A 12,537-nucleotide genomic window follows, 5' to 3' on the forward strand; every position below is an offset into this window, starting at 1 on the left:
GATGGTCATGCCCGGGCCAAAAACGTCGCAAAACGGGTAGCGGCGGCTAGCCCGCCGAACGGCCATACCGGCGGGATTGTCCTGACGTTGCCGGCTTTGACGCAGGGAAGGTTGGCCCAGAGGCTGCTCTGGTCGATCCTGATCTTCACATGCGGCGGGATCGGATCGAGCGAAATCACGCGGGCCTCGCCGATCGCAACCAGCTCTTCGATGCCCAGCATGGAAAAGCCCCAGCTATCGGTCGGCGCCGTCCAGGCGTTGGTGAGGCTCAACCTGTCGAGCACGTCCTGGAACAGACTGCCCTTGCCGTAGACACGGACGTGACGATCGTCGAACATGCTGACCACCGCGAGCGGCTGGTCTGCCCGCCCTGAAAACTGTGCCCTGATCTGGGCGATTGCCGCCGCCGTTTCCTGGACAAGGCGCAGAGCCTCAGCCTTGCGGCCGAGCTGTGAGCCAAGTTTCAGCGTCTCATTCTCGGCCTGGCGATAAGGCGCTTCGGTGCCATCGTAGAAGGGCACCGTATGCAGCGGCGCGATCCGCCTGAACGGAGCTTCGTCCAGCCCATAGCCATAGGCGCCGGTGATAAGATCGGGCTTGAGTTCGAGGAGCAGTTCGAGATTGGGCTCGCCGCGCGAGCCGAGATCGAGGCAGCCGGCAGGAAGAGCCGGTCCCGCGACCCAGTCGCGGTAACCTTTTGAGTCGGCGACCGCCACCGGGCCGATCCCGAGCGAGATGACCATCTCGGCCGAGGTCCATTCGAGGCAGGCGACGCGCGGCGGCGGAGCGGCATGCGCCGGGTCGCCGCGCAGGCCGAGGCTCGTCGCGGCCAGGCCGGCCAGGCACCGGCGCCGCGTCAGTGGCGCCAATTGGGTCCGGGCCTGCACGCGCGGGTCACCATGTGTACTTCACCGAGCCGTTGATCCGGCGACCCTCGCCATAAAAGCAGCCGAAGCTTTCCGCGTAGCAGGAGGCGACATAGCGCTTGTCGAACAGATTGCTGACATTGAGGTTCAGCTCGGCGTTCCTCCATTCGTAGTGGAGTGCGGCATCGACAAGCGTGACTGCCGGCACTTTGAAAGTGTTGGCGTCGTCGCCGAAAGTCGAGCCGACATAGCGGATGCCGGCGCCGAGCCCGAAGCCTTCCAATTTGCCGCTGCCGACGGTGTAATTCGCCCACAGCGAGGCCGCATGCTCCGGCACGCCGAATGGGGTGTTGCCCTCATCGCTGATTGTCTCGCCACTATCGTCATCGACGGTGATCGAGGTGGCCCTGGTGATCTCGGTGTCGAGATATGTATAGGCCGCCCGGAAATCGAAGCCTGAATCGAGGCTGGCAACAGCTTCCAGCTCGATGCCGCGCGACCTGATCTCGCCGGTCTGGAAGATGTCGTTGGGCGCGCCAACACCGCCATAACGTACGACATTCTGCCGGGCCAGGTCGAACGCCGAAACGGTGACGAAGGCGTTCCAGCCGACCGGCTGGTATTTCAGCCCGACCTCGTACTGCTTGCCGGTTTCGGGCACGAGCGGATTGCCGTTGCTGTCGGGGCCGGACACCGGCTGGAACGATTCGGAATAGCTGACATAAGGGGCAAGGCCATTGTCGGCGAGATAAAGCAGACCAGCGCGGCTGGTGAAGGCGTCGTCCTTCTGGCGGGGACCGAAAGCGCCGGCCAGATTGTCGTGGACTTTCGCGTCGGCCCAGTCCTGGCGGCCGCCCAGCGTCAGTCGCCAGTTGCCCAGCTTGATCTGGTCCTGCGCGTAGAGGCCGACCTGCGACTGGGTGGTGTCGGTGTCGGTATAGGGCGTCATTTCGCCGACCGGGTAGCCATAGGCCGGGTCGAATATGTTGAAATCATCGTCGGTCATATCGTTGCTGGCGGCATAGTCGCGGTAGGTGTAGCGCTTATAGTCGAAGCCGAGAAGCAGCGTGTGGGCGAGCGGCCCGGTGTCGAAATCGGCCTGCGCCTGGTTGTCGATGGTCACGCCGCTGAGCTTGCTGCCGCCGGCATCGGCATAGCGGGAATAGTCGCCCTCATCATTCAGAAGCCCGCCGCCGAAGACGCCTTCCTCATAGTGCTTCAGATAGACGTAGCGGGCATGCTGGCGAACCTGCCACGTCTCGTTGAAGCGGTGATCCAACTCGTAACCGATCGACGCCTGGTCGTTGTCGTAGGTGTCGAAGCCCGGTTCGCCGACGAACATGCTGTTCGGCAGGTATTTTCCGTCCCTGCCCGGCCTGATCGTGCCGTATGCCGGCAGATACTGCATCGCCCAGCCGGACCGGTCGCGCTGATAGTTGGCGAGGATGGTCAGGCTGGTATCGGCATCGGGCTGCCAGGTCAGCGCCGGCGCGATGAAGATGCGTTCGTCCTCGACGAAATCAGTCTGCGTATCGCCGGTGTGGGCGGCACCGGTGAGGCGGAACAGCAGCGACTTGTCGGCGTTGACAGCCCCGCTGAAGTCGAACTTCCCTTCATAGCGGTCGAAGCTTCCGGCGCCGAGCTCGACCTCGCGGAGGTTCTCCTCGGTCGGGCGCTTGCTGACATAGTTGATGATGCCGCCAGGACTTGCCTGGCCGTAGAGAACCGATGCCGGCCCGTGCAGGATTTCGTAGCGTTCGGCGCCGTAGGAATCGAGCGCTGTGAACAGCGTGAAATTGCTTTCCTTGAGCTGCAGCCCGTCCTTGTAGAAGACGCCGCTGGAGTTCGAAATGCCGCGCATCTGCAAGCCGTGGCCACGATTGTCGGTGCCGTAGAGATTGCCGGTTGCGCCTGGCGTATACCGCAGCGCGCTGTTCAGGCTGTCCACCGCCTGCGCTTCCATCTGGTCTTTGGTGATGACCGATATCGACTGCGGCGTCTCGATCAGCGGTGTTTCGGTCTTGGTAGCGGTGGAGCCCTGGGTGGCGACATAGCCGTCGACCGTCCCAAAGGCGCTTTCGACGCGTTCCTGAATATTGATCGGGTCGAGAGTGGTGGTCGCCTCCTGCGCGACGGCGTGAGCGCCGCCAAGCAGCACCGGCAGCGACATCGCCGCGACCAGCAGGTTTCGGCGCGCAGTCACTTCGCTTTGAGTTCTTCCGCGACCTGAACCAACGACCATCTCGGCGCGCTCCACATTTCGTGTTTCGACGCAAATCCGGCGCGTCACGAAATTTTGTTGACTCAAAAGTCATCTTCATTGTTGACTAGTAAACTCATGTTTCATAGTCAACCGGACATCGGCGCCCGCAAACCGGATTGCCGAAAACCGGATTTCGAAATGCGCGCAAAGCTGGAGTGAGGCCGAGACCGTGGCAGGAATTCATGCCCAGACTGCCTTCCATGTCGAAGCGGTGCGGTTCGCTGTCGGCGAGCGGACGCTGCTCGGTCCCGTCACACTCGAGTTGCAACGCTCGCGCGTCTATGGGCTGATCGGGCACAACGGCTCGGGCAAGTCGACGCTGATCAAGCTCCTGGCGCGCCAGCAGCCGGCAAGCTCGGGCGGCATAACCTTCGCGCAGCGGCCGCTGGTGCAGTGGGGCGCGCGTGAACTGGCGCGCGCGCTCGCCTATCTGCCGCAGACGACGCCGGCGGCGACCGGCCTGACGGTGCGCGAACTGGCGACGCTCGGCCGCTATCCCTGGCATGGCGCGCTCGGTCGTTTCGGGCATGAGGACAGGCGCCATGTCGAGGAGGCGCTTGTCCTGACCGATATGGCTGACTTCACCGACCGGCTGGTCGACGAATTATCCGGCGGCGAGCGCCAGCGCGCCTGGCTGGCCATGCTGGTGGCGCAGAATGCCGGCGTCATGCTGCTCGACGAGCCGATCTCGGCGCTCGACATCGCCCATCAGGTCGAGGTGCTGGGGCTGGTCAGGGACCTCAGCCGCAAGCGCGACCTGTGCGTCGTCGTCGTGCTGCACGATCCCAACATGGCGGCGCGCTACTGCGACGAATTGATCGCGCTGAAGGACGGCAGGCTGCTGACGCGCGGCACGCCGGACCAGATCATGCAGGGCGACGTGCTCAAAGGAATTTTCGGTGTCGAGATGGGCGTGTTTGCGCACCCCGTCACCGGCCAGCCCATCGGCTATGTGCAATGAGGCCACTCTTGAGAATAAGGAAGAAGCCCTTGTCCAGACATGGTTTGTTCGCGGCGTTGCTCGCATCCGCCATCCTGTCGGCCGGCGGCGCAGCCGCCCAGGAGCAACCGGAGGCAGCCGCCCAGGAGCAACCGGGCGCGGCCCCGGCACTAGAGGCGCCGGCTCCAGTGCCTGGGCAGGCTGCGCCAGACGCCGCCGCGCCACCGGCGACCCAGCTCGGCGTGACAACACCTATCGAGACCACGCCTACCGAGACTGACCCTTCGACGGCAACGTCCCTGACCCTGCCGCGTGACCTCTCGCCATGGGGCATGTTCATGGCGGCCGACATCGTCGTGAAAGCGGTGATGATCGGGTTGGCTTTTGCGTCCTTCGTCACCTGGACGATATGGCTGGCCAAATCGCTGGAGATCCTTGGCGGCAAGCTGCGCGCCCGCCGCGCGGCACAAGCGATCGGCAATGCCGCGACGTTGAACCAGGCCGGGCGCGCGCTTGGCCACAATAACGGTCCTGGCGCCCTGCTGGTGCGGGCAGCCGAGGAAGAGACCGCGCTTTCGGCCGGCTCGCTCGACCATGTGTCCGGCGACGGGCTGAAGGAACGGGTCACCTCGCGCCTGTCGCGCATCGAGGCGGCGGCGGCGCGGCGCATGTCGCGCGGCACCGGCGTGCTGGCGACAATCGGCTCGACCGCGCCCTTCGTCGGCCTGTTCGGCACCGTCTGGGGCATCATGAACGCCTTCATCGGCATCTCGCAGGCGCAGACCACCAACCTCGCCGTCGTTGCCCCGGGCATTGCGGAAGCCTTGCTGGCCACGGCGATGGGCCTTGTCGCGGCGATCCCGGCGGTGGTCATCTACAACGTCTTCGCGCGATCGATAGCTGGCTACAGGCAGATCCTTGCCGATGCGTCGGCAGGGGTCGAGCGGCTGGTTAGCCGGGATCTGGATTTCCGCACGGTCGCGCCGGCAAAGCAGATGGCCGCGGAATGAACACGGAGCGACGCCATGGCGGCTAGATTTCGAGAGAACATCGACGGCGATCTCGAGGAAAACCACGAGATCAACGTCACGCCGTTCATCGACGTGATCCTGGTCCTGCTAATCATCTTCATGGTCGCGGCGCCGCTGGCGACCGTGGATGTCAATGTCGACCTGCCGGGCTCGACCGCAACGCCTGCGCCTCGACCGGAGACGCCGCTGTTCCTGACGCTGAAGAACGATCTCAGCCTGGCGATCGGCAACGACAGCGTGCCGCGTGCAGCCTTCGCCGCCGCGCTGGTCGGCAGGACAAAAGGCGACAGACAGACGCGCATCTTCCTGCGCGCCGACAAGGCGGTCGGCTACGGCGAGCTGATGGAGGTGATGAACCTTTTGCGCGGCGCCGGCTATCTGAAGATCGCGCTGGTTGGCCTCGAGACCGCGCCCGGCGATGCCGCGGCGCCGCAAGTCGGAACCGGCCAATAATGTCGCCGGCGGCCGCCCTGCCGATGGCCGATCAGCGGCGTTTCGGCGCGCGCGAGATCGCCTGGTGGGCGGGCGCGGCTGCGCTGGTCCTGATGGCGCATGCCGCGGTCGGCTATGCGATGCAGAGCTGGCGCCCGGCCGAGCCCGATGGCGGGCCGCCGCAGGCGCAGGTGATCGAGTTGTCGCCAATGGCGCTCACGCCGGCCGAGCCGGCGCCGATATCGGATGAGATAGCGCCCGATCAGCCGGACCCGGCCGAGGAGCCCGCGATAACCGAAACGGAGCCTTCGCCCGAACCGCCCGTCGAGCAGGCCGAGCCGGTCACCGAGCCGTCGGAGGCCGCTCCGGCCGACACGGTCGAGCCGACCCCGCCGACAGTGGCCGAACGGGTCGACCAGCCGCCGCTCGAGGAGGTCGTGCCCGAAATTGCCGAAGCCGTCACGCCGGAAGTGGTCGTTCCGCTGCCGCAGCCGAAACCGGTCGACAAACCCGTCGAGGCCAAGCCAAAGAAACAGGCAAAGACTGAGGTAAAGGAGCCGGCTGAGGTTAAGGCGAAGAAGCCTGTCAAAGAAGCCAAAAAGCGTCCGAAAAAGGAAAAGGCCGCACCGCCGCGGACGACGGCCAGTGTCGCTGCGACATCCGCAGCCAGGGCGGCCGCCCCGAAATCGACCAAGGCAACGGCTGCGAGACGCGGGGACGCCAAGAAGTGGAACTCGCAACTGACAAGGTGGCTCAATCGGCACAAGCGCTATCCGAAGGCCGCGAAAGCCCGCCGTTCGGAAGGAACTGTGACCGTCTCCTTCATGGTGGCCGGCTCCGGCCGAGTGACGTCCGTTCGCATCACCGGTTCGTCCGGCGACCCTGATCTCGACCGCGGTGTACTCGACCTGCTGCAGGGCGCTACAGTGCCGGCGCCGCCAGAAGGCGTTAGCTCGCGTGTCAATGTGCCGTTGAGGTTCGACCTGCGGTAATTCGCCCGCCGGCCGAGAGCCATTTGCCGCTTTCCAATTTCTACGTCGTGTTTGCAGATTGCGCGCTATTGTACTGTGCATTCGGCGACGATTTTCGAGTGCCAATTGTCATCTGACTGTCACATACCCGCCATATACATCGATAATTCCGGATTCTAGGATACATGGATAAGAACACCGCTCTTCTCGCATTGGCAGCGCTTGGCCAGGACACCAGGCTCGAAGTGTTTCGCCTGCTGGTGCGGGCGGGCGCGGACGGTGTGCCAGCCGGCGAGATCGCCGCGCGCCTCGGTGCGGTGCAGAACACCATGTCGGCGCATCTGAAGGTCCTCGACCATGCCGGCCTGGTCCGCGCCGAGCGCGACGGCCGGACGATCCGCTACGTCGCGGACATGACCGGCTTTCGCGATCTGCTTGCCTATCTCATGGAGGATTGCTGCAACGGCGCGCCGGAGCTCTGCCAGCCGGTCATTCAGGCCGTGACTTGCAACTGCTAGAAGGGAGGACCACCCATGAATGACCCATACAACGTGCTTTTCCTGTGCACCGGCAATTCGGCACGGTCGATCCTTGCCGAAGCGATCCTCAACCGTGTCGGCGCCGGCAAGTTCAGGGCCTATTCGGCCGGATCGCGCCCGAAGGGAGAGGTCCATCCCTACGCGCTCCAGCTTTTGAAAACCCTCAACCACGACACGTCCTTCGCCCGCTCGAAAGACTGGCAGGAATTTGCGGCTCCTGGCGCCCCCGAGATGAATTTTGTTTTCACCGTCTGCGACAACGCGGCCAATGAAGCCTGCCCGGTCTGGCCGGGACAGCCGATGACCGCGCATTGGGGCGTGCCCGACCCGGCCGCCGTGGACGGCACCGAGGCCGAAAAGCATCTGGCCTTTGCCGAAGCCTATCGCATGCTCAACAACCGGATCTCGATCTTCGTCAGCCTGCCGATGAACACGATCGACAAGCTCGCCCTGCAGAAACGGCTCGATGAAATCGGCCGCGATCTGCCGAAGGCCGGCTGACATCATGGCGGCTGACCTGTCCCGCCGCATCGTCGCGGAAGCGCTCGGCACGGCAATGCTGGTCGCGACGGTCGTCGGCTCCGGCATCATGGCGGATCGTCTGACGGACGATGTGGGTCTCTCCCTGCTCGGCAACACGCTGCCGACTGGAGCGATTTTGGTGGTGCTGATCACCATACTCGGACCGATTTCCGGGGCGCATTTCAATCCGGCGGTGACGCTGGTTTTTGCGCTGCGGCGGGAAATCGAAGCGAACGCTGCACTGGCCTATGTGATCGCCCAGACTGCCGGCGGCATCGCCGGAACGCTGCTGGCGCACGCCATGTTCGAACTGCCAATTCTCCAGATCTCGCAAACCGTGCGGACCGGAAACGGACAATGGATTGCGGAACTGGTGGCCGCCTTCGGCCTGGTCTTCACCATTCTCGCCGGTCTTCGCTTCCGTTCGGATGCCATTCCATGGCTGGTCGGGCTCTACATCACCGCCGCCTATTGGTTCACGGCCTCGACCTCGTTCGCCAATCCGGCAGTCGCCATTGCCCGGGCGGTGTCAAACACCTTCGCGGGCATCCGTCCAGTTGACCTGTCGGCGTTCCTCGTCGCCGAGCTGCTGGGCGCGCTGCTTGCCATGGCGTTGGCAGGATGGCTGCTCGCTGAGCCCAAACCAATCAGACAGATGAGAGCCGCGAAATGACCATCACCATCTACCACAACCCCGACTGCGGCACCTCGCGCAACACGCTCGCCATCATCCGGCAGTCCGGCGAAGAGCCTGAGGTGATCGAGTATCTGAAAAACCCGCCGTCGCGTGAACGGCTGGTCGAGCTGATCGCGGCGATGGGGATGACGCCGCGCCAATTGCTGCGCGAGAAGGGCACGCCGTACGCCGAGCTCAATCTCGGCGACCCCAAATGGACCGACGACGAGATCGTCGATTTCATGCTGGCGCATCCGATCCTGATCAACCGGCCGATCGTGGTGACGCCGCTTGGCACCATGCTTGCTCGGCCGTCCGAAGCGGTTCTCGACATCCTGCCCAATCCTGAGATCGGGCCGTTCGCCAAGGAAGACGGCGACGTTGTCATCGACGCGCAGGGCAAGCGCGTTGCCTGACCAAATGCCTGAAGACTCGTTGCCGAACGTCGACGAAGACCTGTTCCGGCCGATCGACCTGCAGGCGCTGCTCGACGTGCCGCGGTCGATCCAAAAACCTCGCGTGCTGATGCTCTACGGCTCGCTGCGCGAGCGGTCCTATTCGCGGTTTGCGACGGAGGAGGCGGCTCGCATTTTGCGCCGCCTGGGCGCCGAGGTGCGCATCTACAATCCCGCCGGCCTGCCGCTGCCGGATTCGACCTCGGCCGACCACGCCAAAGTCCAGGAGCTGCGAGACCTGTCGATCTGGTCGGAAGCGCAGGTCTGGTGCTCGCCGGAGCGGCATGGCTCAATGACGGGAGTGATGAAGGCGCAGATCGACTGGCTGCCGCTCTCGGCCGGCGGCGTCAGGACGACGCAGGGCCGCACGCTGGCGGTGATGCAGGTGTCTGGCGGCTCGCAGAGTTTCAACGCCGTCAACCAGCTTCGTATCCTCGGCCGCTGGATGCGGATGGTCACCATCCCCAACCAGTCGTCGGTAGCCAAGGCTTTCAACGAGTTCGACGAGGCCGGCCGCATGAAGCCGTCGTCGTACTATAACAGGATCGTCGACGTGATGGAGGAGCTGATGAAGTTCACGCTGCTTTTGCGTGATCGGTCCGCCTATCTCACGGACCGTTATTCCGAGCGCGTCGAAAGCGCCGAAGCGGTCGCCAAGCGGGTCAACCAGCGGTCGATTTGAGGCGTCTGCTAATTCGATAATTTTCGAAATAGTATTGACGCGGCGCTGTTTCGGCGCTAGCTTATTTCTATGAAACTCGAACAAGCAGCCAAACAGCTCGAGGCGCTCGGCAACCCGACGCGGCTCAATCTTTATCGCACGCTGGTGCGGGCAGGCGAAACCGGGAGACCGGTCGGTTATCTCCAAGAAGCCCTCGGCATCGCTGCGTCGACGCTGTCGCATCATCTCCACCGGCTCATCCTGACCGGCCTGGTCACCCAGGAACGCCAGGCAACGACGCTGATTTGCCGTGCCAATTACCCTGTGATGAACGATCTCCTTGGCTTTCTTGCCGATGAATGTTGTGCCGATGCCGCATGCGGCCCGGCTGTCGGTGAGGCGGCTGCATAACTCTTTTTTGACTGGTATTTCTATAATCCTAGAAACATAGAAGGTGTGTCATGGTTTCTGAAAACGATCTCCCGATCGCTATCATTGGCGGCGGACCTGTTGGCCTGGCGGCGGCCGCCCAACTGGTCAGCCGTGGCCTTCCGGTTAGGGTTTACGAGGCTGGTTCTTCTGTCGGCTCGAACCTTCGGGATTGGGGCCATGTGCGGGTTTTCACGCCATGGCGCTATTGCGTCGATGCGGTCGCCCGAAAACTTCTCGAGAGCCACGGCTGGCAAATGCCGGAGCCGGAGGCGTTCCCCACCGCCGATGAAATTGTCGACCAGTACCTCGCGCCGCTGGCAAAGCTTTCCGAACTGGCGCCGTCGATCGAGACCAGTGCCCGTGTTGTCGCCATTTCCCGCTGGGGAGCCGACAAGGTTCTGAGCAAGTCGCGGGAGACGCGGCCGTTCATGCTTGTGGTCGAAACGGCGGAAGGCACGCGCCGGGACAGCGCCCGTGCCGTGATCGATGCATCCGGCACCTGGCAGACGCCGAACCCGCTCGGTGCGGGTGGCTTGCCGGCCGAAGGTGAGAGGGAATTTGGCGACCGCATCGCCTACGGCATCCCAAATGTTCTCGGCCGCGACCGTCATCTCTATGCAGGTCGCACGACATTGGTGGTCGGCGCCGGCCATTCCGCTGCCAATGCCTTGCTGGAACTGGACAGGCTTGCGCAAACCGGGCCGGGCACCTCGGCACTATGGGTGACGCGCAGCACCGACCTTGTCCGCATCTACGGCGGCGGCGATGCCGACGCCCTGCCGGCGCGCGGCGAACTTGGCTCCGATGTACGGCAACTCGCTGAGAGCGGCCGCGTGCGGCTGGTGACCGGCTTTGCCATTGTTGCCATCCGTGAGGTCGACGGCCGTCTCGCTGTCGAAGGCCGGACAAAGGATGGGTTGCGCACGCTCGGACCCGTCGACCGGATCATCGCCGCGACGGGGCAGCGCCCCGATCTCGTGTTGACCCGCGAGCTCCGGCTGGACCTCGATCCGTGGCTCGAAGGCGTCAAGGCGCTGGGACCGCTCATCGATCCCAATGAGCATTCCTGCGGCGACGTCCCGCCGCATGGCCATCGCGAGCTCAGCCACCCCGAGCCCGATTTCTACACGGTCGGCGTCAAAAGCTATGGCCGGGCGCCGACGTTCCTGCTGCTGACCGGCTATGAGCAGGTCCGCTCGGTCGCCGCGGCGCTCGCCGGCGACATGGCTGCCGCCGATGCCGTGCAGCTGGTGTTGCCCAAAACCGGCGTCTGCACGGTGCCGGTGTCACTTTCAGGCGCGTCGTCCCAAGGTTGCTGCGGCGGACCCGTGCCGGCTGCTGTCGATGCCTGTTGCGTCGACGATGCCAAGGCAAAGGCGAGCGGCAAGTCTGGGTGCGGCTGTGGCAGCACGCAAGCGATCGCAGCAGTGCGCAGCGGCGATCTTGAGATCGCCGCTCCATGAGCGACCGGAAAATCCCGGCTGCCGCACTCTGGGCGTTGGGGCTGACGCAGATCATCGGCTACGGCACGCTCTATTACAGTTTTAGTATCCTGGTGCCGTCGATCGCGCTCGAGTTCGCCTGGCCGGAACAATGGGTTTTCGGCGCCCTGTCGGCGTCGCTGCTGGCGGGTGGCCTGTTTGCGCCGACAGCCGGGCGCTGGGCCGATCGTTTCGGCGCCGGCCGGGTGATGACCTTTGGTTCGCTTGCGGCCGCAGCAGCGCTTGTCGCTTGCGCGATAGCACCCGGCCGGGTGAGCTTCGTGCTGGCCTTGATGGTCATGGAACTGGCGTCCGCTTTCGTGCTCTACAGCGCCGCTTTCGTCGCCATCGTCCAGATCGGTGGCGCCAGGGCGCAGCGCAGCATCACCCATCTGACGCTGATCGCCGGCTTCGCCTCCACCCTGTTCTGGCCGCTGACGGCCGCACTTCACGAATACCTGAGCTGGCGCGAGGTCTATCTGGTCTTTGCCGGCATCAACGTCGCCATCTGCTTGCCCATCCATGCCTGGCTGGCACGACTGTCGCGTCGGGTGGACAAAAACGCTTCGGCGACACCTGCGGCCATTGGGCCGGCGGGCGGGCCGGTTGCCTTCACCGCGCGCGACCGCAGCAGAGTGTTTCTGCTCATGCTTGGCGGCTTCGCGATCGAGGGTTTTGTGCTGTCCTCGATCCTCGTTCACATGGTGCCGCTGACGGCGGCGCTCGGGCTTGGCTCCGCCGGGCTTGTCGTCACCACGCTTTTCGGCCCGTCCCAGGTGGCAAGCCGGCTGATCAACATGCTGTTCGGCGGCCGGCTGGCGCAGACCTGGCTCGCGGTCATCGGCGCGACATTGTTGCCGCTCGGCCTTGTCGTCCTGCTGGCGACGACACCGTCGGTGGCCGGCGCCATCGCCTTCGTCATCCTGTTTGGATTGGGCTCGGGCCTTGCCAGCATCGTCGGTGGCACGCTGCCGCTGGAACTGTTCGGACGGGAGCGCTACGGCGCCCGGCTCGGCTGGGTGACGGCCGCGCGGCAATTCTCGTCAGCGCTTGCGCCGTTTGCCCTGGCCATGGCGATGGCAGGCATCGGCGTCCAATCCTCGCTCTGGCTGACCGCTGCGGTCGGCATGCTCGGCATTCTGGCCTTTTCGGCCATCATCCTGATCAGACGCCAGCCTCTTGCGCCAGTGATGCTTCCATCAGCGAACTGACACCGCGCGCAGCGTCGAGCTGTGCGCAACCCGAAACCGCCGGCCATCGGCGCTCGA

At 64.4% G+C, this 12,537-nt stretch carries 14 protein-coding genes; 12 read left to right on the forward strand and 2 right to left on the reverse strand.

The window, feature by feature from the left end; translation table 11 throughout:
* Positions 1–5 precede the first annotated feature (5 nt).
* Both AC0L3H_RS14090 and AC0L3H_RS14095 read right to left on the reverse strand, forming a co-directional pair.
* Positions 6–887, reverse strand: a complete 882-nt coding sequence (locus AC0L3H_RS14090; RefSeq protein WP_473585850.1) for an ABC transporter substrate-binding protein — start codon at positions 885–887, stop codon at positions 6–8.
* 7 nt (positions 888–894) lie between these two features.
* The gene (locus AC0L3H_RS14095) at positions 895–3,069 is read right to left on the reverse strand and encodes a TonB-dependent siderophore receptor (protein WP_473585851.1); all 2,175 of its coding nucleotides are present in this window, start codon (positions 3,067–3,069) and stop codon (positions 895–897) included.
* A 229-nt stretch (positions 3,070–3,298) separates the two neighbouring features.
* On the opposite strand from AC0L3H_RS14095, the gene AC0L3H_RS14100 reads away from it, so the two are divergent.
* The 12 genes from AC0L3H_RS14100 (at position 3,299) to arsK (ending at position 12,480) form a co-directional block, all read left to right on the forward strand.
* Positions 3,299–4,090 carry an ATP-binding cassette domain-containing protein gene (locus tag AC0L3H_RS14100; protein ID WP_128173647.1) on the forward strand — a complete coding sequence of 264 codons (792 nt, stop codon included), beginning with the start codon at positions 3,299–3,301 and terminating at the stop codon, positions 4,088–4,090.
* A gap of 29 nt (positions 4,091–4,119) precedes the next feature.
* Positions 4,120–5,079 carry a tonB-system energizer ExbB gene (gene exbB, locus AC0L3H_RS14105; protein ID WP_473585852.1) on the forward strand — a complete coding sequence of 320 codons (960 nt, stop codon included), beginning with the start codon at positions 4,120–4,122 and terminating at the stop codon, positions 5,077–5,079.
* A gap of 15 nt (positions 5,080–5,094) precedes the next feature.
* Positions 5,095–5,553 carry a TonB system transport protein ExbD gene (gene exbD, locus AC0L3H_RS14110; protein ID WP_473585853.1) on the forward strand — a complete coding sequence of 153 codons (459 nt, stop codon included), beginning with the start codon at positions 5,095–5,097 and terminating at the stop codon, positions 5,551–5,553.
* Positions 5,553–6,524, forward strand: coding sequence for an energy transducer TonB (locus AC0L3H_RS14115; protein WP_473585854.1), 972 nt, complete (start codon positions 5,553–5,555; stop codon positions 6,522–6,524). The genes exbD and AC0L3H_RS14115 overlap by 1 nt, the downstream gene beginning before the upstream one ends.
* 164 nt (positions 6,525–6,688) lie before the next feature.
* Positions 6,689–7,021 carry an ArsR/SmtB family transcription factor gene (locus tag AC0L3H_RS14120; protein WP_077380823.1) on the forward strand — a complete coding sequence of 111 codons (333 nt, stop codon included), beginning with the start codon at positions 6,689–6,691 and terminating at the stop codon, positions 7,019–7,021.
* 15 nt (positions 7,022–7,036) lie between these two features.
* Entirely contained in the window at positions 7,037–7,543 is a 507-nt protein-coding gene (locus AC0L3H_RS14125) for an arsenate reductase ArsC (RefSeq protein ID WP_473585855.1), read from the forward strand.
* 4 nt (positions 7,544–7,547) lie between these two features.
* Positions 7,548–8,237, forward strand: coding sequence for an aquaporin (locus tag AC0L3H_RS14130; RefSeq protein ID WP_473585856.1), 690 nt, complete (start codon positions 7,548–7,550; stop codon positions 8,235–8,237).
* Positions 8,234–8,656 carry an arsenate reductase (glutaredoxin) gene (gene arsC, locus AC0L3H_RS14135; RefSeq protein ID WP_473585857.1) on the forward strand — a complete coding sequence of 141 codons (423 nt, stop codon included), beginning with the start codon at positions 8,234–8,236 and terminating at the stop codon, positions 8,654–8,656. Before AC0L3H_RS14130 ends, arsC begins: the two co-directional genes overlap by 4 nt.
* A gap of 4 nt (positions 8,657–8,660) precedes the next feature.
* Positions 8,661–9,377: an arsenical resistance protein ArsH gene (gene arsH, locus AC0L3H_RS14140; protein WP_473585858.1), complete on the forward strand. Its 717-nt coding sequence runs from the start codon at positions 8,661–8,663 to the stop codon at positions 9,375–9,377.
* A 69-nt stretch (positions 9,378–9,446) separates the two neighbouring features.
* Entirely contained in the window at positions 9,447–9,767 is a 321-nt protein-coding gene (locus AC0L3H_RS14145) for an ArsR/SmtB family transcription factor (RefSeq protein ID WP_023800502.1), read from the forward strand.
* A 50-nt stretch (positions 9,768–9,817) separates the two neighbouring features.
* Positions 9,818–11,251 carry an NAD(P)-binding domain-containing protein gene (locus AC0L3H_RS14150; protein WP_473585859.1) on the forward strand — a complete coding sequence of 478 codons (1,434 nt, stop codon included), beginning with the start codon at positions 9,818–9,820 and terminating at the stop codon, positions 11,249–11,251.
* On the forward strand, positions 11,248–12,480 hold the full coding sequence (gene arsK / locus AC0L3H_RS14155) for an arsenite efflux MFS transporter ArsK (protein WP_473585860.1): 1,233 nt from the start codon (positions 11,248–11,250) through the stop codon (positions 12,478–12,480). Before AC0L3H_RS14150 ends, arsK begins: the two co-directional genes overlap by 4 nt.
* Positions 12,481–12,537: the final 57 nt, after the last annotated feature.

The organism is Mesorhizobium sp. WSM4816 (assembly GCF_055811535.1).